Genomic DNA, 26,659 nt, shown 5'->3' on the forward strand with positions numbered 1-26,659 from the left:
ATCCACCAGCCTTGTGCAGGGCTGCCCGCGCGCCGTTCAAGCCGCGTTTCCTTGCCGCTGTCCGCTTTCGATTCTGGCGATCCAGGCCGCGGTGGTTTTGCCGATCGTCTCGGGATGATCCTCCTGGAGATAATGGGCGCCCGCGCCGAGGCGCACCAATTCGCAATCGTGCAAGCCGGAAGCAAAACGCTCGGCAAAGCCGGGCGAGACGAGGGCGCCGGGATCCCCGGCGAAAAGCAGCTTTGGATAATGGGAAGATGCCAACGCCGCATGCGCCTGCTCGAGGCTGGCATAGACGTCTGCCGGCTCGCCCGCGATCGGCAGTTCGTTCGGCAGCCGCCAGGTCGGGCGCCGCGATTCCGGAGAGGGGAACGGCGCGCGGTAGACGGCCATCTCTTCCTCGCTCAGCTTTCGCAGGATGGAGCCCGGCAATATCCGTTCAACGAAGGCGTTGCCGTTGAGGATCATCTGTTCGCCTTCGCCCGGCGTCCTGAACTTACGAAATGTTTCGCGCGCGGCCGGCACCTGATGGAAGTCATCCCACGTCGGCATCGGCCGGATAAATTCCATGAAGGCGAGCCCGCGGACGAAGTCCGGCCGGCGCGCCGCCAGATGGAAGGCCAGCGCCGTTCCCCAATCCTGCGCCACGAGATAGGCCGACCTGATATCGGTAGCAGTGATGAAAGCGTCGAGATAACGGACCTGATCCTCGAAGCGGTAGTCAATGTCGGGCTTGCCGGATTGGCCGTAGCCGATCAGATCCGGGGCGATGCATCGCGCCACCGGTGCGACGAACGGGATGATGTTGCGCCAGATGTAGGACGACGTGGGATTGCCGTGCAGGAAAAGGGCGACCGCGGCCCCCGGCCGGCCCATCTCGCGATAGGCCATCGTCGAATCGAGTACGGATCGTTGTGGCAGCGTGAAGTCGGCGATCATCGTGGTCGTCATTTGCCGGGCTCCTTGAAAACGGTTGCGAAGGCGATCCGCTTGAATCGTTGCAGCGGCTCTGCGGTACGCGTGACTTTCATGCGGAGGATTGCGCCTTCCCAGGAGGCAAGGAGGAAATCGGCAAGTTCGTCAGGCGCGAAGGTGTTATCGATCTCGCCGCTGGTCTGGGCTTCGTGGATGCAGGCGGCGAAGAGGCCACGCCATTCCATGAAAATGGCAACCAGGCGCTCTCGCAGCATCTCGCTGACCGGCGCGGCCTCGAGACTGAAGTCGCCAATGAGACAACCGCGCGCGAACTCGTCCGCTTCGAGGCGCTCCGTGATGATGTCGAGATATCGCATCAGGCGTTGACGCGGCGATTGACCGATATTGTCCAGAGCCCCGGCCACAAGCGCCTTGGTGTGATCGAAATAGCGGTCGAGGACCTCGCCGGCGAAGGCCTCCTTCGAGCGGAAATGGTTGGTGAAGGAGCCTTGCGGGGCGTCCGCCTCGAGCACGATGTCGCGCACACCGGCGCCGACATAGCCCTTGCGGAACATGACCTTGAGGCCTGCGTCGAGAATGCTGTCGCGATGGGATGCCTTCGCCATGAGCAATCAATACGTACGTACGTATTATTTGTCAAGGTAGTTTTTCGGACCGAACGAAGGTTGTCCGATTTTCTGAAGGTTGTCCGATTTTCTTGTGTCGGGGTAGTTTCGAGTGTTTTAGCCGCCGGGCATCCGCACCGATTTCGGCAGCGCTGAATCGCCGAAGTCGACCGCCGAGCGTTGAATGATCGCGCCGGTTTCGTCGATCACGACGCGAAACCGCCGGTGTTCGGAGAAGAAGGTCAGGCGATGCCGGCCAGCGTCGGCGTCGACCCCGCGCTCGGCAAGGCTCGTGATCCTGCCCGCGCGCATCTCTTGCTGCAGCAGGGCAGGCGCCAGGCCGAGACCTTCGGCGACGATGGCGGCATCGATCTGCACAGTGCCATTTTCGAACGCGATCGGTTTCATGCGCTGCACCTGATGCTTCGTGGCGACGGTCATGCGGGCGCCGGGCGCCGCCGGGCCGTCGCTGGATAGGCGCATTCCGCCAGCGTGGTGGCGTCGAGTTCGCGCATGAAGGCTTCGCGGGCGGCGGCGAGTTTTGCTTTCAGCCGGCAGCGCGGCTTTAGCACGCAATTGCCGCCATCCTCGCGAAAACATTCGACCAGCGGCGGCCCTTCCAGGGCGCGCACCACCTCGCCGATCGTGATTGACTGGGCGGGGCGGGCCAGCGTGAAGCCGCCACCGACGCCGCGCTGGGTCGTGATGAAGCCGCTGTCGGCGAGGTCGCGCACCACCTTGGCCAGATGGTTGCGGGAAATGCCGAACTCGGCCGCAATTTCATTGGTTGCGAACGAGCGACCGGGGTCGCCCGCCAGCCGCATCAAGGCGCGCAACGCGAAATCCGTGAACGACGTCAGGCGCATGGGAGCTCTCTTGAAAGATCTGCTTGCAAAACATCTATAGCCGTCTAAATAGGCATTTGAAATACCTATTTAAGGGCAGGCCGATAAATGGAAGCGATCGTGGCAGGGCCGGCGCGGCGTGAGCGGTTGACAGCCGAAATCATGGAGCGGACGGGCATCGACGAGGCGATGATCGAGCGCCTGGTGCGCGGCTTCTACGCCAAGGTTCGCGAAGATGCGGTGCTGGGGCCGATCTTCGAGGCCCGCATCAGGGATTGGGAGCCGCATCTGGCGCAGATGTGCGCGTTCTGGTCGTCGGTCGCGCTGATGACGGCGCGCTACCACGGCACGCCGATGGCCAAGCATCTGCCGCTGCCGGTCGACGCGCGGCATTTCGACCGCTGGCTCGAACTGTTCGAGCAAACCGCCCGCGAGATCTGCCCGCCCGAGGCGGAAGCGCATTTCGTGGAACGGGCGCGGCGCATCGCATCAAGCCTCGAACTCGGCATCGCCGGCGCCCACGGCGTCATGCTCGGTAACGGGGAACGATTTCGGCGCAATCAAACAGGAGCAGTGTGATGGCTTATCGCGTGCATGTCGTGACCAACAAGGAACAGGCCGATCCCTATTCCGGCAGCAGCCTGGTGCCGATGCTCGTGATCGGGCTGGTGCTGACCTTTGCGGGGATGATCGCGGCGTTGATGCTGAGCTGAGGCTCTTTCCCCCGTCGTTGCGAGGAGCGAAGCGACGAAGCAATCCGTCTATCCGCTATGCCGCGATATGGATTGCTTCGCTTCGCTCGCAATGACGGTTGAAGCTTATGCCGTTACCGTCTCGCCGCTCTTGCGCAGGCCGATATACTGCAACTCGGCAAACACGCCGGTCGCAATCGCCTGCGCGACGACGAGGACCTGGCCGAGCAGGTTCGGGCTCACCGCGCCGGAGAACAGCAGCGCGATGCTGCCCAGCGTCCATGTGGCGTTGCCCACGATTACGAGCAATACCAGCGCCTTCGCCGCCGTCGACCGCGTGCCGAGCCAGCCGACCAGCGCGGTATAGGCGATCAGGAACAGGCCGGTCTCCCGCAGCAACGCTTCCGGCAGGTTGAGGAACGGCGCCAGCATGCCGGCGCCGAGCGTAAGCCCGACGGCCGATACGCCGCTGAAGATAGCGTCGGCGAGGAGGGCGCGGCTCAGGAATGTTGATGGACGGATCATAACAGTTCTCCTTTGCTTGGGGGACTTTGCGTGAGACAGGGATCAGCGCTGCAGCAGCGACCGGAGTTGACGCATCAGCCGCACCGGACAGAGCGCCTTGCCGACCTTGTTCTCGATCGTCTGCACCTGCGCGAACACGAAGACGCCGGTGTCGTGCACCAACGGCTGCGGCATGTTCAGCGAACGCGCTAGTAACCAGGTAGCCAGATTGACCACCCAGGGGACCACGGCGGCGACGAGGCGGAAGAGGGAAAGCATCAGCATGGGTCATCTCCTGTGCCCCCAAAATGACCCGGCCCGTGACCCGTTTCGATTACCTCGGACGTAATGGAATGGGTGAAATTCGCATGGTAGGTTTTCCACCATGAACGCACATGCTTCCGCGGCGCGAGCCGAACGAACCCAGCCCGTCCATATCGGGGATCACCTGCGCGAATGGCGTCAGCGCCGCCATCTGAGCCAGCTCGATCTGGCGGGAGATGCCGAGATATCTGCCCGTCATCTCAGTTTTGTGGAGACCGGCCGCGCCGCGCCGTCGCGCGAAATGGTGCTGAAGCTCGCTGAGCGATTGGAGGTTCCCTTGCGTGAACGCAACGTGCTGCTGGTCGCGGCGGGGTTTGCCCCGGCCTTTCCGCAGCGCTCGCTCGACGATCCCGCGCTCAAATCAGCCCGTCAGGCGATCGATCTCGTGCTCAAGGCCCACGAGCCCAATCCGGCGCTGGCCTATGACCGGCACTGGAATCTGGTGACGGCCAACCGCATGGTGGCGCCGCTGCTCGAAGGCATACCGCCGCATCTGCTCGGGCAGCCCTTCAACATTTTGCGTCTGGCCTTTCATCCCGAGGGGCTGGCGCCGCACACGGTCAATCTCGCCGAATGGAGCGCGCATCTCCTGGAGCGGCTGCACCGGCAGTGCGAGGCGACGGCCGATCCCGAACTGCTAAAGCTGTATCAGGAATTGAAAGCCTATCGAATGCCGGCGCGTTCGGGTCCGGTCTCGGCCGATAATGTCGCGATTCCATTCAAGCTGCGGAGCGCGAGCGGAGAGGTGCTGAGCTTCATCTCGACCACCATGGTATTCGGTACGCCGGTCGATATCACGCTGCAGGAGCTGGCGCTGGAGACCTTCTTTCCCGCCGACGATCTGACCGCCGAGCGGATGCGGCAGATGGCGGCAAAGCTGCCGTAGGATGGGTGGCGCGACTTGTCCGCCGTAGCTAATCAACGAGCGAAGGCGGAAGCGATACCCATCAATACTGGGTACCGGCTCGCGCAAAGAAAACGCGTCAAACAAAAAATGGAGCGCGGTTCTGATGATTAATCAGAACCGTGGTCAGTTCGCCTTCTCGATCAGGCTTTCCAGCAGGCGTTTCAATTCAGCCGTGGCCTTGTCGCCGTAATTCTCGGCGATAAAGGCTTCCTGGCTCAGCGCCAGCGAGTTCAGGCGCTGGGTCAGTGCCTTGCCGCGATCGGAGGAGAACATCAAAACCTTGCGCCGGTCGTCGGCGTCCTGGACCCGGTAGACGAGCGCATCGGACACCATTCGGTCGACCATCTTGGTCAGGGTCGGGTGATTAAGCAGTACCGCCTCGGCGAGTTCGCCCATCGAATGGCCCTTGCCATCCGAAAGCACCTTCAGAATACGCCATTGCTCGACCGGCACGCCTTCCTTGCGAAACCGCGCATCGAGCTGACGATTGATCTCCCGGTTCGCCTGCGCAAGCAGATAAGCCAGATGCTCGGTGATGGGTTTGCTGGGCGATTTGGCCAAGGGTTTGAACTTCATAACGGGGGTTGGATGAATATTTAGCGCTCTTGCTTGTTCTATATGCATGGGAATCGTTGAATATTCAATATTTTCCACTAGGATATTTTTTGTTGCCGATCACCTTGCCGATGGTAGTCTGATCGCGCCGGACTAAAGAAGCTGAAAGGAGAGCGAATTGCTCTCGCTAACGCAATTTGGAAAGTTCGGCGCGCCGTTCATGCCGCCGGAATGGCTGCTCAGGGGATCCCCGGAGTTCGGTTCGAGAAGCTCCGGGCCATCGCCGCGCCTGTTTCGTGAGCGCCGCGACCGCAGGAAATTGCGCATTGCCAATTTTGTCGGACTGTCGGGTCCGTCGGGAATCTGGGGGCCGGCCTCCATCAACAGTACGCTGCTGGGCGTTTCCGAGATCAACCGCCGCGGCGGCATTCTGGGCCGTGAGATTGAAGTCGCGTTCCATGACACCGGCGGCGATATCAACGACGTGACGCAGACGGCTTGCGACATTGTCGCGTCCGAAGACGCAGACCTCGTGATGGGCTCGCATATCAGCGCGGTCAGGGTGGCGTTGCGCAAGGTCGTCGCCGGACAAATTCCCTACCTTTACACGCCGGTATATGAGGGCGGCGAGCGAACGCCCGGCGTCATGGCCATCGGCGAGACGCCGCGCGCGCAATGGCGCCCGGCCATCGAGTGGCTCGCCAACACCAGGCACGCGTCGAACTGGTATCTGATCGGCAGCGACTATGTCTGGCCATGGCTCTCGCACAAGGCGATCAAGAAATACATCGCGGATGCCGGCGGGCGTGTCGTCGGCGAAGAATTCGTGCCCATCGGCGAGCACAGTCACAGCGCCCAGCTCGCGCGGATCCAGGCCGCCAAGCCCGATGTGGTTCTGATCACGTTGATCGGCGCCGACAGCGTCGTCTTCAACCGTACCTTTGGCGAGCAGGGGCTCGGCTCCCGAATGCTCCGTCTGGCCGGCGCGATGGACGAGACCGTGCTGCTCGGGATCGGCGCTGACAATACCGAAAACCTGTTCTGCGCGTCCGGCTATTTCATTGACACGGCCTCCCGCGACAACGATGCCTTCCGCAGCCAATACGAGGCGTCGTTCGGTCGCCACGCACCGCCGCTCGGCTCAATCGCACAATCGAACTACGAAGGGCTGCGGTTTCTGGAAACGATCGCGTCGCGCGCAGGATCGCTGGCAAGGAAGCCGCTACTCTCGGCTGCCGCGAATGTGGACTATCAGGGCGCGCGAGGCACCATTGGCATCCGGCGCGGCAGTGCCAGCATGCCGATCTATCTTGCGGCGGCCAACGGGCTCGACTTTCGTTTGATCAAACAATTCTGACGGCCGCACGTATCGCTTCAGCAAAAGGAAGGTTGCGAAATAATACTTGAAAAGGAAAACATTTCCGTTTCTAGTGATGTGAACGGGACCGGCCTTTCATCCGGCAACTTGCCCACAAGCATTCAGAAGAAACAGGAGAAACCATCGTGACAGTAGCGCTTCCAACCCCCGATCAACTGCGCGCGGTGGCCGACCAATGCGGCCTGGCATTGACCGACGAGGATGTCGTCTCGTTCCGCGGATTGATGCAGGGCTCCGTCGATGCCTATAACGCCGTGGCTGCGATGCCCGACGAAGTCCCGATCGTCAAATACCCGCGGACGCCGGGCTATCGGCCTGGCCCGGAGGAAAATCCGCGCAACGCCTGGTACCGCAAATCGACCGTCAAGGGTTCCGCGAGCGGCAAGCTGAAAGGCAAGGTCGTGGCGCTGAAGGACAACATCATGCTGGCCGGGGTGCCGATGATGAACGGCTCCGCGACGCTCGAAGGCTACGTGCCGGATTTCGACGCCACCATCGTCACACGCATGCTCGATGCCGGCGCCGAGATTGCCGGCAAGACCCATTGCGAGTCGTTTTGCATATCCGGCGGTAGCCACACCAATTCGACCGGGCCCGTCCACAATCCCCACAAGATGGGTTACTCCGCCGGTGGATCGTCCTCGGGGAGTGCGGTCGTTGTCGCTCTCGGCGAGGTCGATATGGCGATCGGTGGCGACCAGGGCGGATCGATCCGGATGCCGTCCTCGTTCAGCGGCACCTACGGCATGAAGCCGACCTGGGGACTGGTGCCCTATACCGGCGTCATGCCGATCGAAATCTTCGTCGATCATACCGGGCCGATGACCGCGAGCGTTGCCGACAACGCCCTGCTGCTCGAAGTGCTCGCCGGGGACGACGGCTATGATCCGCGGATCAAGGCACCCACGGTGCAGGAATATACCAAGGCGCTTGGCGGCGGCGTCAAGGGCATGAAAATCGCCATCGTCAAGGAAGGTTTTGAGCAGGTTGGCGCCGAACCCGCTGTCAACGAAAGCGTGCGGGAAGCGGCAAAGCGACTCGCGAGCCTCGGCGCCACCGTCGAGGAAGTCTCGATCCCGATGCACATGGTGGGACCGGCAATCTGGACACCGATCGGAGCGGAGGGCATCGCGCAGACCATGATGTTTGGCGACGGCTATGGTCTCAGCCGTTCGGACCTCTACTCGACGTCGCTGATGGATTTTCACCGCGGGTGGCGCGGGCAGGCGGACTCGCTCTCGGAAACGACAAAACTTTTTCTGATGCTTGGCGTCTACATCAACAATAATTTCGGTCCGCGTTACTACGGGAAGGCCGTTAACATCTCCCGTCGCCTGACTGCGGCCTATGACAAGGTGCTGGAGAGCTATGATCTGCTCCTGATGCCGACCACGCCGATGAAGGCGACGCCGTTGCCTGCGCCGGGCGCTCCCCGCGAGGAGGTGTGCGCGCGGGCGTTCGAGATGATCACCAACACCGCGCCGTTCGACATCACGCACCACCCGGCGATGTCGCTGCCGTGCGGCATGGCGGACGGACTTCCCGTCGGCCTGATGCTGGTCGGCCGGCATTTCGATGAAATGACCATCTATCGCGCGGCACATGCCTTCGAGCAGTCCGGCGACTGGAAGAAAATGTAGGCAGCCGAACGCCGCAGGGGACTGGTGACAAGGGTGCTGGTGATGCCACATGGATAATCTGTTCGTCGCACTGTTCGAGATCCTGAGTTTCGGCGCGATCGTCGTCCTGGTCGTGCTGGGGCTCGGGATTATCGCCAGCATGATGGGTATCTTCAATTTCGCCCAGGGCGAGTTCGTCCTGCTTGGCGCCTATGTCACCTATATCGTCTACAGCGCGGGCCTGCCGGTCTGGCTTGGAATGCTGGCTGCGCCCTTTGTCGTCGGCGCTCTGGGGTTTGTCCTGGAGCGGAGCATCGTCCGGCGATTTTACGCCGCACCCGTCGTGGCGATGCTCGGTACCTACGCACTCGGGCTCATCATCCGCGAGATCGTCCGCGGTTTGATCGGCGGGTTGTACCTGTCGGTCCCGGAGCCGCTCGGCGGTTCGGTCAGTATCGGAACCATGCATTTTTCCACCTGGCGGCTTGTCATCATTCTCATTACCGCACTCGTGATGATCGGCAGCTATCTGCTGCTGGCGCGCACTGCCTTCGGGTTGCGAATTCGGGCGTCGCTGGAAAATCCTGCGCTCGCCCGCGCATCCGGCATTTCGACCAACGCGATCTATGGCGCGACGTTTGCGTTCGGCGCCGCACTCGCAGGCCTTGCGGGTGCGCTGATCGTGCCGGTGTTCTCGCTATTTGCCGATCTCGGCCTGCGCTTCCTGATTCAGGGGTTCGTCGCCGTCATGGTCGGCGGGGTCGGCTCGTTCGCAGGGCCGGTGGCGGGCGCCGGTGTGATCGGAACGCTCGCCGCAGCGCTGCCATGGATCATTCCGCCTGTGATCGCCGACGTCCTCGTGTTCGTTCTCGCCATCATCTTCATCAAGTTTAGGCCGCAAGGCCTGATTTCAACAAAGGGGATTTAGTACATGTTCAACGACCGCAGCCATCTCAGTCGCCGGCGATTTCTCTCCAACCTCGCTTTTGCCAGTACCGCCATTGCCACAGGCGTCGGCAGTTGGGTCGTCCGCCCCGACTGGGCGAACGCGGCTTCGGATCCGATCAAGGTTGGCATCGCGACCGACTTGACCGGTCCGATCGGCTACGCCGGCAATGCGGACGCGAATGTCGCGAAAATGGTGATCAAGGAGATCAACGACGCCGGTGGACTGCTTGGTCGGCCGCTGGAACTGTTCATTGAGGACACCGCGTCGAATGAATCCGTCGCCGTCGGCAACGTCCGCAAGCTGATTCAGCGCGACAAGGTCGATCTGGTGTTGGGAGGTATCACCAGTTCGATGCGCAACGCCATCAAGGACGTGATCGTCGCGCGCGGCAAGACGCTCTACATTTATCCGCAGCTATACGAGGGCAAGGAATGCACGCCCTACCTGTTCTGCACCGGCCCGACGCCAGCGCAGCAGTGCGACGAATTCATTCCCTGGCTGATCAAGAACGGCGGCAAGAGGTTCGCGCTGCCGAGCGCCAACTATGTATGGCCGCACACCCTCAACGTCTATGCACGCAAGGTGATCGAGGCCAATGGCGGCGAAGTCATCTTCGAGGAATACTACCCGCTCGACCAGATCGATTTCAGTGCCACTGTAAACCGGGTCATTTCCAACAAGGTCGATGTGGTGTTCAACACCGTAATCCCGCCGGGGGTAGGGCCGTTCTTCAAGCAGCTTTACGAGGCGGGATTTCTGAAGAATGGCGGCCGGCTGTCGTGCGTCTACTACGACGAGAACACGCTCAACATCAACCAGGCCGCCGAGATCGAAGGCCTTGCGAGTTGCCTCGATTATTTCAAGGCGCTGACGCCGGAAGATCCGTTCAGCGCCAAGCTTCAGGCAACCTATGAAAAGCAATTCCCGGGCACATTCCTGTTTGCCGCGGGAAGTGCCGCGACCGGGACCTATCGTGGCCTCAAACTATGGGAAGCAGCCGTCAAGGAAGCCGGCAAGGTCGATCGCGACGCGGTTGCGGCTGCGCTGGACCATGCAAAGATCGCCGAAGGTCCCGGCGGGCCTGCGGAAATGGTTCCCGGCAAACGGCATTGCAAGATGAAGATGTATACGGCGGTTGCCAAGGGCGGCAATTATGAGATCGTTGCGCGCAGCGCCGGCCTCGTCGATCCCAAAGAATGCTAACGCAATGCTGAGCGTCCTGCAGCGGCGGCAACCTGCCGCTGCGAACCCTGGAGCGGATTTACTGGCAATTTGATGACAGAAACGACACAGACGACCGCCTTGAGGATTCCGCTTCGCGTGAGCCGCTCGCGCCAATTGCAAGTGCTGCCGATCATCGAAATCGTGGTGCTGGTGATCGGTGCGTTGCTGCCGCTCGTCCTCAAAGACTACCTGACGGTCTATGCGACCCGGGTCCTGATCCTGTGCCTGTTTGCGCTCTCGTTCGATCTGGTGTGGGGATATGCCGGGATCATGAGTTTCGGGCAGGCCGTGTTCTTTGGCACCGCCGGATATGGCGTTGCGCTGCTTGCCCGCGATCTCGGCGTGACCTCGATCCTGCTCGTATTGCCGGCCGGTCTGCTGATCGGGCTGGCATTCGCGCTGCTGCTTGGCGGCTTTCTTCTGCTCGGCCGCCATCCGTCCAGCGTGATTTTTGTTTCGCTGGGCACGCTCACCGGCTCATACGCGGCGGATCGCGTGGCGCGGGGCTGGTATTATCTGGGAGGCCAGAACGGCATTCCATCAATCCCGCCGATGTCGCTCGGCAGCTACGATATCACCGAGGGGCCGGTCTATTATTATCTGGCGCTCGGCATTCTCGTGCTGGTCTATCTCCTGTGTCGCTTTCTGGTGCGATCGCAGTTCGGGCTTGCGTTGGCAGGCCTGCGCGAGAACGAGCAGCGGATCGCCTTCTTCGGCTATCAGGTGCAACGCCTCAAGGCGATCATCTTCTCCTTCGCCGGCGCCATCGCAGGGCTAGCAGGCAGCCTTTATGCCTTTCATGAAGGTTTTGTCTGGCCCAACATGCTGGGCGTGGTGATGTCGACGCAGGTGGTCCTCTACGTGTTGTTCGGCGGCTCCGGCACGCTGATCGGAGCCGTGATCGGAACGGTCGCGATCGAGGCGGTCAGTTTCTGGCTATCGAACAGCTATCAGGACATCTGGCCGATCATCCTCGGCGCATTGTTGCTGCTTGTCATCCTGTTTCGCCCCGCCGGCCTGATCAGCCTGATCCTCAGCGAGCGCGAGCGTGTCGGAAATTTCGGCCGGCCGCCCGGGAAGGGTGATCATGGCTCTTCTTGAGGCGCGAGGCCTAATCAAGGTATTCGGCAAGCTGACAGCCCTGAACGGTGCCGATCTCACGGTCGCGGAGAGCGAATTCCACGGCTTGATCGGGCCCAACGGCTCGGGCAAGAGCACGCTGATGAAATGCGTCGCCGGTGCGGAAATCCCGACATCAGGCACGGTGACGTTTGGCGGCCGCGATATCTCGCAAGCTTCTCCTGCCGAGCGGGCGCGGGCCGGCATGAGCCTCAAGTTCCAGATCACCAGCGTGCTGCCGGCATTGACGTTGTACGACAACATTTTGCTGGCGCTGCAGGCTCAGACGTCGCTCCCCCGGCTGGTGTTCTCGCGCTCCCGCGGGATCCTGCACGACCGCGCCATGGCCATGCTCGAGCAATTCCGTCTGGTGGACCGGGCGGCGGATCCAGCCTCCACACTCTCCCACGGCCAGCAGCAATGGCTTGAAATCGCGATGGCGCTGGCGCCCGAGCCAAGGCTCCTGCTGCTGGACGAACCGACCGGCGGCATGAGCCTCGAGGAACGGCGGGTTACCGGTGAATTGCTGCAGCCGATCAAGCAGCGCTGCTCCCTCGTCATCGTCGAGCACGACCTCGACTTCATCCGCGATATCTGCGACCGGCTGACCGTACTCGATCAGGGAAGCGTACTCGATACCGGTTCGGTGCAGCACATTCAGTCGAGTGCCCGGGTTCAGGAGGTCTATCTCCGCCGTGCCTAACGAGGACAGCTATCTCGATATCCAGAATGTTGACGCGGGCTACGGCCGCAGCCAGGTGCTGTTCGGTGTCACGCTCGGCGTTCCCTGGCGCGGCGGCGTCGCCATCCTTGGCCGCAACGGCGCCGGCAAGACCACCTTGATGAAGGCGATCGTCGGAGAATTGCCGCTGCTGGGCGGCTCCGTAAGCCTCGACGCGCGCAGTGTCGGACAGTTGCCAACGGAGAAGCGCATTCGCCTCGGGTTGGGATACGTGCCCCAGGAGCACTCCGTGTTCGGAAGGCTTTCGGTGCGGGACAATCTAGCCGTCGGCGCGCTAACCAACCGGGACAGCCAGGCCGTCAATCGCGTGCTGGAGATATTTCCAAAGCTCGGTCAGCGGATGGATCAGGTCGCCGGCACCCTGTCCGGCGGCGAACGCAAGATGCTCGCGATCGGCCGCGCCTTGTTGTCGGACCCGCGGGTATTGTTGCTGGATGAGCCGACCGAAGGCGTCTGGATCGGTGTGATCGAGGAAATCACCGAACGTCTGATCCTGCTGACCAGGCAGATCGCCGTCGTGATCGTGGAACAGCATCTCGATCTCGCGCTGCGCGTCGCAGATCGGGCCTTTGTGCTCGATCGCGGAAGAGTCGCGCTCACAGGATCGGCGCAGGAGGTTCGCAATGATCCCAGGCTGTTGCAGTATCTGACACCTTAATCCCCGCGGTTAGTAGCGCCGTCGTGGCGCTGCCCTGCAGTATGTCCGGCGACCAGGCCCGCCGGCATGCTCGGTGGCGCGAAACAGGGCCTTCCGGCCTGAAAATGCCGGTAGTGATACGAGACATGCGGCGATTGCCCTTGTCTCCTCGCCCGATCAGACTACCTTCCGGGCATCATTCTGCGAGGAGACCCCGATGAGCACCCTGAAACCCCTCAAGATCGACATCGTCTCCGACGTGGTCTGCCCGTGGTGCTACATCGGCAAACGCCGGATCGAGAATGCCTTGGCCTTGGTGCCCGACGTTCCCGTCGAAGTGCGCTGGCGGCCGTTCTTCCTCAATTCCTGGGTGCCGCGCGAGGGCATCAGCCGCGACGAATATCTCACCGCCAAATTCGGTTCGGTCGAGGCCTATAAGGGCATTGCCGGCCGCGTCGTCGCCGCCGCAGGCGAAGAGGGGCTGACCTACCGGCCCGAACTGGTGAAGCGCCAGCCCAACACCATCGATTGCCACCGCCTGATCCACTGGGCGGATGCGCAGGGCAAATCAGCCGAAATGAAGCAGCGGCTGATGGAATTGTATTTCCGCGATGGCGGCGACCTGACCGACGTCAACGTGCTGGTGCAGGCCGCGGCCGATGTCGGCCTCGACGCGGACGATGTGCGCGGGCGGCTTGCCACCGACGAGGATGTCGCGCTGATTTCGGGGCAGGCGCAGGAGGCCTCCGACAAGGGCATCTCGGGCGTCCCCACTTTCGTCTTCGCGCAGAAATACGCCGTCTCCGGCGCGCAGCCTGCCGAGCAGCTCGCCCGCGCCATCCGTCAGGTCTCCGGCGAAATCAACGCCCAGGCGGCGGAGTAGGGCGCGGCTGCTCGTCGTGCCCGGCCTTGACGATCGGACCGAAATCATCGGCAACAATAATCTTTGGGGAGGCATCATGATCTATGAACTGCGCACCTACACCGTAAAGCCGGGTACGGTTGGCGACATGATCAAGGCCGCGAGCACGGTGTCGCGCGACATCCGCAAGGACGATTACGGCAAGCTCGAAGGCTATTGGTCCACCGAGATCGGGCCGCTCAATCAGGTCCTGCACATGTGGAGCTACAACAGTTTCGACGAGCGCGCGCGGATGCGGGCCGAACTGGCGAAGAACCCGCGCTGGACCGGCGAGTACGTGCCGCTGATCCGGCCCCTGCTGGTTCGGCAGGACGTCCGCCTGATGAACGCGGTGAGGCCGCCAGTTGCGCCGGCATCGACGGGCAATGTCTACGAACTTCGCAACTATCGCGGCAAGCCTGCCGGCGGCCTGAAGCAGTGGCTCGACGCGTTCACCGCGGTGCTGCCGGAGCGTGAGAAATATTCAAAGATCGTAGGCCTCTGGACGACCGAAGCGGGGCAGCCGAACGAGGCTTGCCACATCTGGGCCTATCCGAGCCTGAACGCCCGCGCCGAAGCCCGCGGCAACGCGATGAAGGATCCAGCCTGGCAGGAATTTCTCGGCAAGGGGCCGGGCTTCCTTGAGGAGATGCACTCGACCATCATGCTGCCGGCACCGCATTCGCCGCTGCAGTAAGGCATTGATGTAGCCCGGGATTACGGCGTCTCTCTTGACCGGCCCCGGGTTGCGCTGCGCTTCACCCGGGCTTGTATGGGGTAGTAGTTGTCAAGGGGATTGATCGATCAGGGCATGGCTTTGCCTTTGGCATGTTCGGTGGAGGGCGATGCGCCCTTTGATCCCGATGGATAGCCGCTGCGCCGGACGCAGCCACCGTCAAGGTTGGCCGCAGGCCACCGCCGGAGGCGGCGCGGAGCGGCCTTGACGGTGGCGAGGCCGGAGCAAAGCTTTCGGATCGGGACGTTTCGAGGCGCGCGATTGACGGCTTGACGTGATGTCCGGGACTGGGCCGTGACGTCGTTATGCGGCCAACACCGCATCAACTTGTATCCGGTCGGGTGTGGTGGCCCGAACCCTGATCTTTCATGCACGGGTGAAGGTAAGGCCCAGAAGAGACGGGACCCATCTACGAAAGCGGAATCCGAAGACCCAAGCCCGGGTTCGGTCACACGTCTGTCCTGGGTCACGTCGGTCGTCATTGGCGCACCGGCGTTGCTTAAAAGCTCGGACGCATGACGGCGCCGCTCGGCACGAGGCCGGTCTCCAGATAGCGCCAGAGGGCCACCATCAGCTTGCGCGCCAGCGCCACGATGGCGATCTTGCGGATGCGGCCCTTGAGGTTACCAACCCGCTCGCGGAACCAGCGGCTCAGCTCGGTGTCGGGCTGATGCCTCAGCCACAGCCAGGCGAGCTCGATTGCGGTGGTTCGCGCACGGCGGTTGCCAGCTTTGCTGATGCCCTGTTGTCGACGGCGGGCGCCGCTGTCGTAGGGCACGTCGGTTAGTCCGACGCAGCTGCCGAGCTGACGGCGGTTCTTAAAGTCACGGTAGAAGACCTCGTTGGCCAGGAGCTGGGCGATGTGCGGGCCAATCGCCTTGAGTTGGGCAAGCTGAACCGCCTTCGCCTCTGCCGAGTCCTTTGCCGGGGTCCGATGCGCGGCCGCATTCGCTGCCTCGAGCCCCTTGATCTGCTTGTGTACCAATACCAGCCGCTCATGCTCGCGACGGATCTCGTCCTTCAGCCGTGGCGGCAGAACGCGGCCATCGCCGGTACGCATCGCATCCAGACTCGCCAAGAAGCCCGGCTTCAGGGGCATGACATCGCGGATGCCCTGGCCATGCAGCAGCCCCTTGATCCGGTTGCTGTGCCCGGTGCGCTCCTGCAGCAGCCGCTCGCGCTCGCGCGTACGCCGCTTGCGATCCTCGTCCTCAGGCGTGGGAACCCGAACCATGCTGCAAACCCGCGGTTCGCCGCGCAGGTAAGCCAGAAACGAGCGCATCAACTGCGCCAAGTCGATCCGATCGGTCTTGGCCCGCCGTGCCCGCCGGTTCACCTCGATGCTCGACGCATCGATCTCGTGATTGAGCACCTCGTTGTCGGCCAGCCAGCGGTGCAGCCAATGACCGTCGAGACCGGCTTCATAGCACGACAGAATACGAACCAGCTTCCCCGTCTGCTTCGCCTTCGATCGAGCCTTGACCAGCAAAGCTGCCAACGCCGCCAAGTCGCCACCGTCAATCCGGTAACGGCTCATCTTCTCGGTACCGGGCAGCATGATGCCTAGCTGCCATTTCGCCTTGCTCAGTTCGAAAGCAACGTAAACTGTGGCATACTTGCAGCCGGCGGGTGTGTCAGCGTGATCTGTGCACATCGTGGATCCTCTGGGTGAGTGGGTGGTCGCAAACTCAACTTACCCCCTGACCACCTGCCACCCCATAGGATCTACGCTGCTGCGGCTACGCTCCCTTCAAGTAATAGTTCGCCTGCTTGCCGAGCGCGATCCGCCGCAGCACGCGGCGCATCGCCATCGAGACGCGCAGCGGCTTGATGGCCTTCGTCACCGTGCGATAGAACGCGAGCTTGAGCGCATCGAGCACCGGCTGCTTGCCCGGCGCCTGTTGCGGCATACCGATCCCGCGCAGCATCGAATTGAAGAAGTGCAGATCGTTCAGCCGCCGCACTTCGCGTGTTTTCCAGGTGATCGCCATCGAGATCGAGAAGGAACCTGCGGTGCGCACCCAATGCGGCCATTGATAGGGCACGTAGCAGCCGTCGCCCGCGAACAGGTGGAATTCCGTGCCCCGCGGCGCAAAGCTCTCGTCATATTTCAGGTTGCGATGCTTGGTCATCGACCGCTCGATTTCGTCGTCGGAGACGATCGAACGATCGGTATTGTCAAAAATCGTGAAGAATTTTTCGCCGTGGATGTGCACGAAGAAATTGTCTTCGCTATCGAGATGGAACGGCGTGGTGGAGTTCGGCGAGGACACGAACAGAAAGCCCTCGACCTGCTCGAAGCCGGCATCGAGCAGGCTGTTGAAGCCGCGCGCGCGGGCAACCGACAGCAGAGTGTCCTCGAGCAGGCGGCGATACTCCGGCGAATTCTCCACGCGCTTGAGCACCATCCAGGCGCCGGCGGTTTCGATACTCTTCACCACTTCGACCGGATCGAGGTCGACGGTGGGAATCGCATCCGGATCCTGGCTGATCGCGACCTTGCCGGAATTGTACTCGATCAGATCGCGCGGCAATTCGGCGGCGAGCTGCGCGATGCGGGGCAGCGTCAGCAGCGGATGACCGGCGAGCCTGTGGCGGATCGCGAACGGCTTCAGCGGAAAGTCGCGACGAAGCGCGTCCTGATCGGCCGTAATCACGGGCGCGATGGCGGTGAGCGTATTCATTTAGGATTTCTCCTGCCGGGCTCGGACGAAATGAACGATGCGGCGTACCGGCTCGCGGATCGCGCCGCGCACGCCGAGCGCGGCGCGGATCAGCGACACGAGCGGATCGCGCCGTCGCAGCGGGATCAAGACGTCGCCGATCGCAAGGCGTCCGCGCCAGACCGGGTTGATCATGGGATGGTCGGGGGCCGCGGTGGAATCGACCAGCCGAATGGCCGGATCGGCGCAGAGATGCCGGGTCAATTCCAGCGTCAGTTGCACGCCCGGCGAAAATTTTGCAAAGCGCTCGTCGACGCCGAGCTTGAAGTAGAAGGCGCGGTCCTGATGGCGCAGTACGATGGCGGCAGCCACCGGCGTCTCTCCGGCCCGCAGCGTCACGAGCTCGCACTGGCCGGTCTCGGCCAGCGCCGAGGTAGCGCGGCGAATGAAGGCCGTATCGCCGTCGTCCTGGCCGAGTGCGGTGCCGCGCTGGCCTTTCCACCCGCTGGCTTCCAGCATCAGGAATGTCTCAATCGCGGCAGCAACGTCGGCAGGCGTCCGCGCCACGTCGAAGTGGACAGCGCCGTGTTCGGCGAGGCGATTGCGCTGACGGCGCAATTCTTTCAGTTTCTTGGCGCCCAGTGCATCGCGGAGCATTTCGTCGGCGTCGCAAGTGGCGTCAAGGCAGGCGCGGACGTGCGATTGCAGCACCACGGGCCGCATGCCGCCGCGATGCAGCACTTCGGTAAAGGCCTTCATGGCTGCGCCATCAAGCGAGGTGGCGCGGAAGATCAACGCATGCGCGCCGGCTCGCCGGGCGCGCCGCATCAGGCTCATCACGGCTTCCTCGGCCATGTCGCGATCGAGCAGCGGCGTGCAAAGGGTGCCGTAGGGATCGGCGCTGACCAAGGCGGGCAGCGGGATTTTGTAGGCCCGCCACATCGAGATCACAGGCATCAGGCCGATCAGGGTGGATGCGTCGCGCCACGCGCCGAGCGCGGCTGCATCGAGGCGGCCTCGCGCCGAAGCGTTCACCGCCAATTCCCATTCAGGCAGGTAATAGCCGTTAGGCTCGGCAGCGCGCTCGGAAAGCGCGCGCCAATGGCCTGCGGAAACGTCGGCGAGCGGCGTCAGCGCCCTGCCGGCGCTTGGCGCGTGTGCGTTCGCAGCCTTGCTCGATGCACGGCGAGCCGTCGATGTGTCGGCAATGTCAGCCACTTCCCCTAGTCCCCGTTCGCGATTTATGTGGCCGACGACACCATGAGGGTGCCGCCTGACCGTCGCGTTCACAAGGCAACGGTAATGGAAAGAGATGGAAAATAGCGTTGTTACGAAGCTCGGATTCGAGCAGTCGTGTTAACGGATCGTTCAGCCTGATCAGGCCGCTCAGGCGTCACGCCACCTCGGCGGTGGCGGGGATAGCAAGGAATTTGGCTTCGAAATCGCGAGCCGGCATCGGCCGTCCGAAGAAGTAGCCTTGTCCCTCTTCGCAGCCCATCCTGACCAGGAAGTCGGCCGTTGCCCGATCCTCGATGCCTTCAGCGATGACGGACAGGCCCAACTGCTTGCTGAGCCCGATGGTCGAATTGACGATCGCTGCGTCATCGGGATTGGCCAGCAATCCGAACACGAAGGAGCGGTCGATCTTCAGCCCGTCGAGCGGGAATTTCTTCAGATAGCTCAAGCTGGCAAATCCGGTGCCGAAATCATCGAAGACGAGACGAACGCCAAGCTCCTGAATCTCAAGGAACGTATTCAGCGCGCCCTGCTCGTCGTGGAGCAGGATGTCTTCGGTGACTTCGAGCTCGAGGCTGGTTGGACTCAAACCGGTGCTGGCGAGCACCTGCGCGACCGAGATAGCGAGGTCACCGGACTCGAACTGCGAGGGCGAAAGATTGACTCCGATGCGGAGCTTGTGTCCCGCGCGTTCCCAGGCGGCGCCCTTGGCGCAAGCGGTTTGGAGAACCCATTCGGCGATCCGCTCGGAAATCGGAGAGGTGTTGACGACCGGCATGAATTCCGCCGGCGAAACCAGGCCGCGCTCGGGATGACGCCAGCGGATCAGGGCTTCGGCGCCGATCAATCGGCCGTCGGCCAGATGAAATTGTGGCTGGTAGAACAATTCGAACTCATGGCGTTCCGCCGCCAGCGCCAGTTCCGCTTCCAGCGTCAGGCGCGTCTCCAGTTCGCGGCGGATCGAATCTTCGAACAGCACGTAGCCGCCGCGGTTGGTCGCCTTGGCGCGGCTCAGCGCCAGATGGGCGTTGCTGAGAAGCTCGTCCGCCGTTCGTCCATCGCCCGGGCTAATGGCGGCTCCAATGCTAACCTTGACGCGGAGGTGGCGGCTTCCGGCCAGCAGCGGCGCGTCGAAGCTGTCGCCGATCCGCTCGGCGAAGCGGCTGAGGTTTTCGCTGATGTCGTGCGTCGGAACTGCGATCGCGAATTCGTCTCCGCTCAAACGAGCGACCAGACCGGCCGGCGGAAGGACGCCCGCCAATCGCTGCGAAATGGCGCGAAGCACCAGATCCCCACAAGTGGTGCCGAGCATATCGTTGATCTGCTGGAAGCCGTCGATGCCGATCACAAGCAGTGCCACGTTGCGGCAGTTTACTTCGGCCGCGGAAATTTTCGCCTCAAGTTGGGCATGAAGCGTGTTGCGGTTGATGAGGCCCGTCAGCGTGTCGTGTTCGGCGAGGTATCGAATTCTCTCGGCTTCGCGCTTGCGCACCGAAATGTCGCGCAGGATCGCACCGAACTGAAAGCCGTCGGTGCCCTGCCAGCCGGAGAAACTGGCTTCGACCGGAAACACCTCGCCATTGCGGCGGCGTCCGTCGAACTCGACCACCGACCCGGCCGCGAGACGTGCGCCGTCCCTGGCAGAGAATGATGACGTGGCAACGGTCTCGTCACGTGCGCAAATCTCGTCGAACGAGCGGCCGATCATCTCCTCGGGCAGATAGCCGAAGATCGCGGTCGCGCCGGGATTCCACACTGTGATCAGGTAGTTGGAATCGGTGCAGATCAGGCCGTCGCCGAGCGACATCGCCACGCGCTGAAAGCGACTCTCGGCGACCCTGCCGAGCAGATCGCGGATGTCGATTTCGTCGAGTGCGATGGCGGCGATGTAGACGATGATGGCGATCTGGAACAGCGATGTATCGAGGATGAGCGGGAACGCCGCCTGCAGGGCAAACGCGCCTGTCTCGATGGCGACCGAAGTTGTGGCGAGAAGTGCCACTCTGCTGCCGGCGGAAAGGCGGCGCCATGAGATCAGTATGATCAAGGCGAGCAAGGCGAGGCCGGCCAGCGTGACGACGGGCGAGGTCCATTGCAGCGCGCGGTTCTGCAGCAGCGATTCCGCGGCCAGCGTCTGCAGCACGGGGCCGGACACGATCGCGCCGTTCGGGACGCTGAAGCGATCGCCGAGTTCGAGCGCCGTGCCGCCGATGACAACCTTCTTGCCCTGCAGTTTTTGCAGTGTAGCCGGGTCGCCGCGCAGGACGTCGGCAAAGGAGACTTTGGGGATGCCCGCAGTCCGGATGCTGAAGTCGATCAGAAACGGCGTGCGTTTTTCGGCGTATTGGCCGGCGAGCACGGCAGCCATCGAGGGCACGAATTTGCCGTCCAGCTTTTCGCCGAACGGATAACGGCGGACGAGGCCGTCGGGTCCGACCTCGACATTGACGACCGCCTGCCAGGAATGTTCGGCGAATTGCGGCAACGGGCGATTGACGTGAAGCGTCGTCCTGTCGGTGCGGGGCTGCTGGAAGGAGGGCAGCACGACCGACCCGCCGGCGCTCTGCAGGGCTTCGGCAAAGTTTCGGTCCGACGACGCGTCGGAGGGTGTGGAGAAGTCGACGTCGAGCGCGATGTCCTGGACGTCCGCCTTCTGAAGCTGCCGGATCAGCTCGGCGTGGAGCAGGCGCGGCCATGGCCAGACGCCGATCCTGTCGATCGACGATGCGTCGATCGCGATCACCACAATGTCGCCTGAGGCTTGTCGCGACTGCCAGGCGAACCGCAGGTCGGCCAATGCGTGGCGAAGCGAGCTATGCCAGCCGCCCGCCAGGACGATTGCCAACGCAATCATCACGAAAATATGTGGCCGATACTGTTTCACGTGGGCACCATTCTGGTGGTTGGAAATGTGGTGTCGCTGCGCCTGATGGCTGTTAGCGGTGCAATTGACGCCGCAAACTAGTTCCTGCCACGGCCGTTGCCATTTCCATTGCCGTTATTGGCATGGCCGCTTCCGTTGCCATGACCATTGCCGTTGGCCCCGTTTCCATTGCCGTTACTGTTGCCATTTCCATTTGCGCCGCCACCTGAGCCACTGACGGCCGCAATCGTGCTGCTTACGCTTGACGCGGCGCTGGTACTGTTCTCCGCGTTGCCGTCTCCGGAACCGGGACCCCAGATCGTGTCCTTTTTCGCGGCGTTGCGGGCACCGCCATGCGCTGCCGACTTGTCGTGGGCGAGGCCGTTGGTCACGCGGTGGACGTTCAACCGGACTTCACCGATCGATGACGAGATGCGGGTGACGCCAAGCCTTGCGGGCTGCGCGCTGGTATGCCGCAACGGCTGGACGCCCTGTCCATTCGCGGCGTGGCGGATCGCGGTAAAGCCTCCGCGCGGCACCGGAACGCGCTCGACCGACGGCGCGCGCGGCTTGCCTTGCTCGATCGGGGCGAGGGTGCCCGAACCGCCCAGCGAAAGGCCGGTTTTGCCGGTGGCGAACGCCGTTGCATGTTGGCCCGCCATCACCTGGGCGATCTGACCCGACTTGAAATCTGCGACCTCAACCTGACCGCGGACCACGTCGACGGTGGTCTTGCCTGCGTTGACGGTGACGCGGAACTGCGTGCCCTTCACCACGGCTGCGAGGTAGGGAGTCTCGACCTCGAAATGCTTGACGTTGCGCTTCTCGACGTCGAGCAGGATCGAGCCGGCCTGCTGCACGATCGTCGTCGAAAGGCCTTCCTTTTTCTGCGCGGGCATGCCGACAACCGAGTTCGGTGCGACCAGGATCATTTCCTCGCCGCGCTTCAGGAGGACGCGTCCGGTACGGCCAGTGCGAACGGTATCGCCGGGCTTCAATACGTCTTCCTGTTTCAGCGATGCCTGCTGCACGCCGCTGCCGGTGAGCCATACCTCGCCCGAGGACTTATGGACCGTCCAGTCGCTGCCGTCGGCAGCGAACGCGGCGGAAGCCATCGCCAGGATGAACGCTGCCGCGAGGGCTCGTGAGACGTGAGGGATCGCACGCATGAAACTCTCTCCGATTGCCGCTTTATCCCGAAGGCTTACCGGCAATGTTTCAACATTGAGTGAGCGAAAGTCGTGCATTGCAGGAGACGCATTAACCATTCGTTCACCATAAATTTCTATTAAAAATCATATGGCTAGCGGTTTCTCTCACAGGCATCGGTTCCTCTCCGTAGATGTACGGACGAGCACACGCCCAACAGTCGTCGTCCGATATTGCCTGCTGATGGTTAGCCTCGGGCTGGGCACCATCGGCTGCCTTCCGGCACAAGCGCAGCATGCGAACCAGCCGGGCTATGATCCGCGGCAGATCGAAAAACGTTTCGACGACCAGCAATCGAGCCAGGGCGCCAACGGGCAGCCCCGGTTGCCGACGCTGCAATTCGCCCGGCCGGAGGGGCAGGGGGATTCCAAGCCGCTGTTCGTGCTTCGGCACGTCGCGATCACCGGCGCGGTCGCGATACCGCAGGAGCGGCTGGTGACGACGTATCAACCCTATATCGGGAAAAAGGTATCGCAGGCCGACCTCGCGGCCATCTCGGCTGCGGTCAGCGACGTCTATCGCGCCGAAGGCTTTCACCTCAGCCGGGCGATCGTTCCGCCGCAGGACATCCAGGGCGGCCAGCTTCGCATTCAAGTCATCGAAGGCAGCATCACCGAGCTGACGTTGAAGGAAGACGGCGCCGAACAGTTCGGCGTCCGGCCGATGCTCGATGCCGTGATGGCCGAACAGCCCTCGCGGCTCGCGACGCTCGAACGGCAATTGCTGCTGATCAACGGGCGGCCCGGCGTGCGGATCGAGGACACCGCGATCGAGGAGATCGGCGCCGCCAGCGGCCATTTTCGCCTGATCCTTTCGCTGAAGACCTGGCACGTCTTCACCTCGTTCGGCGTCGACAATCTGGGATCTTCGTCGGTCGGACCGTGGCAAAGCTATGGGACGGCGGCGTTCAACTCTTATCTCGCGCCCGGCGATTCCCTGGTGTTGAATCTGTCGACCACGCCCGGCGATCCGCGGCAGCTCGCATTCGGCCGTCTGGCCTACGACGTGCCTGTCGGCACCGACGGCGCGCGCATCGGCGCGTCGGGCTACTACAGCGAGGTTTGGCCCGGCGATTACCGCCATCTCTACAGCGACAACATCAAGACCTATTCGTTCGAAATTCGCGGCAGCGTCGCTCCGCTGCAATCGCAGAAATCGAGCCTGACACTCACCGCGGCTGCCGGATTCACCAATTCCACCGAAAACGATGTGTTCGGCCCGATCTACGCCGACCACATCCGCACCGCCAGCCTCACGTCGGACTACCGGTTGCAGGACAATTTCGGCGGCACCAACTATCTGACGGTGAATTATCGTCAGGGTCTCGACATTTTCGGCGCCTCGCACCGCGGCGACGACGATCTGTCGCGCGAGGGGGCGTCCGGCAAATTCTCCGCGCTGAATTTCTGGTTCACGCGCTACCAGACGCTGTCGGATGCATGGTCGCTGAAAATTGCCTCGGCTGCCCAGATAGCGTCCGGCCCGCTGTTCACCTCGCAGCAGTTCTATCTCGGCGGCATCGCGTTCGGGCGCGGCTATGGCAGCGCCGAGATCAGCGGCGACAACGGCCTCGCGGGCTCGCTCGAACTGCGCTTCGACCAGAAGACGAACCTGCAATATCTGAGCGGCTACCAGCTCTACGGCTTCGTCGACAGCGGTGTCGCCTGGAATGACGGCTACCGCCTGAGCGACGGCCTTTCGCTCACATCGGCGGGCGGCGGCGTTCGCCTCTTCCTTGCCGACGGCCTGCAGGCCGACATCGGCGCCGCCGCGCCGCTCACCTATCGCGCGCCCGACAACCCCACCCGCGGCGCGCGGGTGCTGTTCTCGCTGACCAGCGCGCTGAAGCTCTGCCCGGTGCGGGCGACGACGCGGTGTTTGTAGAGGCGTGATCTCCGGGTGAAAGCTTTGCCCATTTTCCGAGGGAAAATCGACTGGTACTTGCAGTAGCGTAAGCAAGCGAACCTTCGCGCGCCCCCGAGGGCGGCAAGGCCGAGGCTGCCCGTCACCACTATCACAGCGGCAGCTTTCCGTTGCGTTTGCGATGATCCGATGAAGGCAGGAACAGTTTGCCGTCGATCGCAAGCTTCGGCAGGTCGGCGGAATTGCTGATGACGTGGAAATAGTTGAGCGGGTTTGCGGTGGGAATTTCGAGATTCTGTCCCTTGCTCTGTCCGTTGGCGCCGTTGAAGACGATGTCCTGATCGCGAAATCGCAAAGTCATAATCCTCCCGCGGCCGCTCTTTTTCGGCAGCCATCGGGGGCATAGTAGAGCCAAGTCCCCGGCATGTATCGGCCCTAGTGGCTCTGCACAGTGATTATGACGGGTTGCGTTCGGCGATCAGATTAGCTCCGGGAGGAGTTTGGGATCAACGAGGACCTCGATGCTGCGCGGGGTTCTTGGCTGTCTCCTCAGCCGCGTGTAGAGGTGGATAAAGGCCAGGTATTGCCCCTGCGTGGGCGTGAAGGGTTTTGCCGAAGGACTCACGCCGGCCATCCGATTCAGTTGTTTGTGCGTGCCTCGAACATGGAGGCACGCCATGAATGTACGCTATCGGGTCGACCTCAGCCAAATCGAGCGCACGGAACTCAGGGCGCTGCTCAGCAGCGGCAAGCATGCGTCGCGCAAGCTCAAGCGAGCACAGATCTTGCTGGCTGCTGATGCCGGTGCCGGCGACGAGGAGATCGCAAGGAGCGTCGGCGTGGGCGGCTCGACGGTGTACCGGATCAAGCGCCGCTTCGTGGAGGCAATCTGGAACGGGCGCTGAGCGACGAGCCGCGTCCCGGGGCGGAACGCAAACTCACGGTCAAGGAAGAAGCCCTGCTGGTAGCGACGGCCTGCGCCAGTCCCCCGGAAGGCCGCGCCCGCTGGACGCTCGATCTGCTGGCAGGCGCGATGGTCAAGCTCACCGAACACAAGAGCCTGTCGCACGAGACCGTTCGGCGGCGCCTGGCCGAAAATGGCCTCAAGCCCTGGCGCAAGGACATGTGGTGCATTCCGCAGGTCGATGGCGAATACGTCGCCCGCATGGAGGATGTCCTCGACCTCTACGCCGAGGCGCCCGATCCCAAGCGGCCGGTGGTGTGCTTCGACGAAAGCCCGGTGCAGCTTATCGGCGAGGCGCGTCAGCCCATCCCGGCCAGGCCGGGTCAGCTCGAACGTTACGATTACGAGTATCGTCGCAATGGCACGGTCAATCTCTTTGTCCTCCTCGACGTGCATCGGCCCTGGCGCAAGGTCAAAGTCACCGAACGGCGAGCGGCGGAAGACTATGCCCGATGCATGCACGACCTCGTCGACATCCATTATCCCGACGCCGAGATCATCCGGGTCGTTCAAGACAATCTATCGACCCACTCCGCCGGTGCCCTGTATCAGGCGTTCTCGCCCGCCGAGGCCAGGCGGATTTTGCGACGGCTCGAGTTCCACTACACCCCCAGGCACGCAAGCTGGCTCAACATGGTCGAGATCGAGATCGGCGTCCTGCGCGGCCAGTGCCTGGATCGCAGGATCGACAATCCCAAGCGACTGCGCCGCGAAATCGCCGCTTGGGAACGGAAGCGAAATGCTGCCCGCTCCCGCATCAAATGGATGTTCACAACAGACAAGGCCCGGGCCAAAATGGGCCGCGCCTATCCCGCGACTTCCAAAGAGTCATAATCACTGTGCAGAGCCACTAGTTGGATTTATTTTTCGCTGAGAGCGAGCGAGCATGTCTGGACTAAACCAAAAAAATGAGGCGTTTTGAGTCGCTTCTGCAATCGGTGTCGTGAAGAATGCGTAGGAGTGGGCCAACTAGCAACGAGAAACTCACAAAAATTGTATTCAAACTTGATCGGTAGAAAAAATCCATTGCAACGTTAGGAAGTGCCAGTTACAAATCACAGTTAGTCGTTGAGTCCCCAGTGACAGACTCTTGCAATACTTGGAGTCCCTTGTGATCCACGATTCCGGCCTCTCGCCGCGTAGCCAAGGGTCGAGTGAACATGCCCATGCGAACCTGGCGTGTCGGTT

27 protein-coding genes are annotated in these 26,659 nt (G+C 62.4%); 14 read left to right on the forward strand and 13 right to left on the reverse strand.

Features of this window, described 5'->3' with window-relative positions:
• Positions 1 to 36 precede the first annotated feature (36 nt).
• The 4 genes from V1288_RS22020 to V1288_RS22035 form a co-directional block, all read right to left on the reverse strand.
• On the reverse strand, positions 37 to 951 hold the full coding sequence (locus V1288_RS22020) for a haloalkane dehalogenase (RefSeq protein WP_334359045.1): 915 nt from the start codon (positions 949 to 951) through the stop codon (positions 37 to 39).
• A complete protein-coding gene (locus tag V1288_RS22025; RefSeq protein ID WP_334359046.1) occupies positions 948 to 1,541 on the reverse strand; it encodes a TetR/AcrR family transcriptional regulator in 594 nt (197 codons plus the stop codon). The genes V1288_RS22020 and V1288_RS22025 overlap by 4 nt, the downstream gene beginning before the upstream one ends.
• A gap of 117 nt (positions 1,542 to 1,658) precedes the next feature.
• Positions 1,659 to 1,982 carry a DUF6522 family protein gene (locus tag V1288_RS22030; protein WP_334359047.1) on the reverse strand — a complete coding sequence of 108 codons (324 nt, stop codon included), beginning with the start codon at positions 1,980 to 1,982 and terminating at the stop codon, positions 1,659 to 1,661.
• Positions 1,979 to 2,407, reverse strand: coding sequence for an RrF2 family transcriptional regulator (locus V1288_RS22035; RefSeq protein ID WP_334359048.1), 429 nt, complete (start codon positions 2,405 to 2,407; stop codon positions 1,979 to 1,981). The genes V1288_RS22030 and V1288_RS22035 overlap by 4 nt, the downstream gene beginning before the upstream one ends.
• Before the next feature lie 87 nt (positions 2,408 to 2,494).
• Here V1288_RS22035 and V1288_RS22040 point away from each other — a divergent pair, with 87 nt between their 5' ends.
• Both V1288_RS22040 and V1288_RS22045 read left to right on the forward strand, forming a co-directional pair.
• Complete coding sequence (locus V1288_RS22040; RefSeq protein WP_334359049.1) at positions 2,495 to 2,965, forward strand: group III truncated hemoglobin; 471 nt, start codon at positions 2,495 to 2,497, stop codon at positions 2,963 to 2,965.
• On the forward strand, positions 2,965 to 3,099 hold the full coding sequence (locus V1288_RS22045) for a hypothetical protein (RefSeq protein ID WP_334359050.1): 135 nt from the start codon (positions 2,965 to 2,967) through the stop codon (positions 3,097 to 3,099). The genes V1288_RS22040 and V1288_RS22045 overlap by 1 nt, the downstream gene beginning before the upstream one ends.
• A 105-nt stretch (positions 3,100 to 3,204) precedes the next feature.
• Here V1288_RS22045 and V1288_RS22050 read toward each other — a convergent pair whose 3' ends face one another.
• Positions 3,205 to 3,603 (reverse strand): hypothetical protein, encoded by a 399-nt coding sequence (locus tag V1288_RS22050; protein WP_334359051.1) that lies wholly within the window; start codon positions 3,601 to 3,603, stop codon positions 3,205 to 3,207.
• Positions 3,604 to 3,645: 42 nt separating this feature from the next.
• Complete coding sequence (locus V1288_RS22055) at positions 3,646 to 3,867, reverse strand: hypothetical protein (protein WP_334359052.1); 222 nt, start codon at positions 3,865 to 3,867, stop codon at positions 3,646 to 3,648.
• 100 nt (positions 3,868 to 3,967) lie between these two features.
• Here V1288_RS22055 and V1288_RS22060 point away from each other — a divergent pair, with 100 nt between their 5' ends.
• The gene (locus V1288_RS22060) at positions 3,968 to 4,792 is read left to right on the forward strand and encodes a helix-turn-helix domain-containing protein (RefSeq protein WP_334359053.1); all 825 of its coding nucleotides are present in this window, start codon (positions 3,968 to 3,970) and stop codon (positions 4,790 to 4,792) included.
• Between the two features lie 144 nt (positions 4,793 to 4,936).
• Here V1288_RS22060 and V1288_RS22065 read toward each other — a convergent pair whose 3' ends face one another.
• Positions 4,937 to 5,374 carry a MarR family winged helix-turn-helix transcriptional regulator gene (locus V1288_RS22065; RefSeq protein WP_108519843.1) on the reverse strand — a complete coding sequence of 146 codons (438 nt, stop codon included), beginning with the start codon at positions 5,372 to 5,374 and terminating at the stop codon, positions 4,937 to 4,939.
• 172 nt (positions 5,375 to 5,546) lie between these two features.
• Here V1288_RS22065 and V1288_RS22070 point away from each other — a divergent pair, with 172 nt between their 5' ends.
• From V1288_RS22070 to V1288_RS22110, 9 genes are all read left to right on the forward strand, one after another.
• Positions 5,547 to 6,725, forward strand: a complete 1,179-nt coding sequence (locus V1288_RS22070) for a substrate-binding domain-containing protein (protein ID WP_334359054.1) — start codon at positions 5,547 to 5,549, stop codon at positions 6,723 to 6,725.
• Positions 6,726 to 6,871: 146 nt separating this feature from the next.
• A complete protein-coding gene (locus tag V1288_RS22075; protein ID WP_334359055.1) occupies positions 6,872 to 8,386 on the forward strand; it encodes an amidase in 1,515 nt (504 codons plus the stop codon).
• A gap of 49 nt (positions 8,387 to 8,435) precedes the next feature.
• On the forward strand, positions 8,436 to 9,293 hold the full coding sequence (locus tag V1288_RS22080; RefSeq protein ID WP_334359056.1) for a branched-chain amino acid ABC transporter permease: 858 nt from the start codon (positions 8,436 to 8,438) through the stop codon (positions 9,291 to 9,293).
• A gap of 3 nt (positions 9,294 to 9,296) precedes the next feature.
• Positions 9,297 to 10,517: a substrate-binding protein gene (locus V1288_RS22085; protein ID WP_334359057.1), complete on the forward strand. Its 1,221-nt coding sequence runs from the start codon at positions 9,297 to 9,299 to the stop codon at positions 10,515 to 10,517.
• A 72-nt stretch (positions 10,518 to 10,589) separates the two neighbouring features.
• Positions 10,590 to 11,639, forward strand: coding sequence for a branched-chain amino acid ABC transporter permease (locus V1288_RS22090; RefSeq protein ID WP_334359058.1), 1,050 nt, complete (start codon positions 10,590 to 10,592; stop codon positions 11,637 to 11,639).
• Positions 11,626 to 12,360 (forward strand): ABC transporter ATP-binding protein, encoded by a 735-nt coding sequence (locus V1288_RS22095; protein ID WP_334359059.1) that lies wholly within the window; start codon positions 11,626 to 11,628, stop codon positions 12,358 to 12,360. The genes V1288_RS22090 and V1288_RS22095 overlap by 14 nt, the downstream gene beginning before the upstream one ends.
• Entirely contained in the window at positions 12,353 to 13,057 is a 705-nt protein-coding gene (locus V1288_RS22100) for an ABC transporter ATP-binding protein (RefSeq protein ID WP_334359060.1), read from the forward strand. Before V1288_RS22095 ends, V1288_RS22100 begins: the two co-directional genes overlap by 8 nt.
• 196 nt (positions 13,058 to 13,253) lie before the next feature.
• Complete coding sequence (locus V1288_RS22105) at positions 13,254 to 13,919, forward strand: DsbA family oxidoreductase (protein ID WP_334359061.1); 666 nt, start codon at positions 13,254 to 13,256, stop codon at positions 13,917 to 13,919.
• Between the two features lie 76 nt (positions 13,920 to 13,995).
• Positions 13,996 to 14,634, forward strand: a complete 639-nt coding sequence (locus tag V1288_RS22110) for an NIPSNAP family protein (protein WP_334359062.1) — start codon at positions 13,996 to 13,998, stop codon at positions 14,632 to 14,634.
• Positions 14,635 to 15,172: 538 nt separating this feature from the next.
• Here the strand turns inward: V1288_RS22110 and V1288_RS22115 are convergent.
• The 5 genes from V1288_RS22115 to V1288_RS22135 form a co-directional block, all read right to left on the reverse strand.
• A complete protein-coding gene (locus tag V1288_RS22115) occupies positions 15,173 to 16,327 on the reverse strand; it encodes an IS110 family transposase (RefSeq protein WP_334359063.1) in 1,155 nt (384 codons plus the stop codon).
• Between the two features lie 85 nt (positions 16,328 to 16,412).
• Positions 16,413 to 17,357 (reverse strand): cupin-like domain-containing protein, encoded by a 945-nt coding sequence (locus tag V1288_RS22120; protein WP_334359064.1) that lies wholly within the window; start codon positions 17,355 to 17,357, stop codon positions 16,413 to 16,415.
• Positions 17,358 to 18,554: a GNAT family N-acetyltransferase gene (locus tag V1288_RS22125; protein WP_334359065.1), complete on the reverse strand. Its 1,197-nt coding sequence runs from the start codon at positions 18,552 to 18,554 to the stop codon at positions 17,358 to 17,360.
• A 175-nt stretch (positions 18,555 to 18,729) separates the two neighbouring features.
• Positions 18,730 to 21,426 (reverse strand): EAL domain-containing protein, encoded by a 2,697-nt coding sequence (locus tag V1288_RS22130; protein ID WP_334361368.1) that lies wholly within the window; start codon positions 21,424 to 21,426, stop codon positions 18,730 to 18,732.
• Positions 21,427 to 21,533: 107 nt separating this feature from the next.
• Positions 21,534 to 22,604: a FecR family protein gene (locus tag V1288_RS22135; protein WP_334359066.1), complete on the reverse strand. Its 1,071-nt coding sequence runs from the start codon at positions 22,602 to 22,604 to the stop codon at positions 21,534 to 21,536.
• A 223-nt stretch (positions 22,605 to 22,827) separates the two neighbouring features.
• Between V1288_RS22135 and V1288_RS22140 the strand changes: the two genes are divergently transcribed.
• Entirely contained in the window at positions 22,828 to 24,528 is a 1,701-nt protein-coding gene (locus V1288_RS22140) for a ShlB/FhaC/HecB family hemolysin secretion/activation protein (protein WP_334359067.1), read from the forward strand.
• 130 nt (positions 24,529 to 24,658) lie between these two features.
• On the opposite strand, the gene V1288_RS22145 is transcribed toward V1288_RS22140, so the two are convergent.
• Positions 24,659 to 24,868 carry a hypothetical protein gene (locus tag V1288_RS22145; protein WP_334359068.1) on the reverse strand — a complete coding sequence of 70 codons (210 nt, stop codon included), beginning with the start codon at positions 24,866 to 24,868 and terminating at the stop codon, positions 24,659 to 24,661.
• Between the two features lie 316 nt (positions 24,869 to 25,184).
• On the opposite strand from V1288_RS22145, the gene V1288_RS22150 reads away from it, so the two are divergent.
• Positions 25,185 to 26,305, forward strand: a protein-coding gene (locus V1288_RS22150; RefSeq protein ID WP_334359069.1) for an IS630 family transposase whose coding sequence is annotated in 2 segments (ribosomal slippage) — positions 25,185 to 25,389 and positions 25,389 to 26,305 — 1,122 coding nt in all. Because the reading frame shifts where the segments join, the coding sequence is not laid out codon by codon here.
• Positions 26,306 to 26,659 lie beyond the last annotated feature (354 nt).

It is taken from the genome of Bradyrhizobium sp. AZCC 2176 (assembly GCF_036924645.1).
Taxonomy (GTDB): domain Bacteria; phylum Pseudomonadota; class Alphaproteobacteria; order Rhizobiales; family Xanthobacteraceae; genus Bradyrhizobium.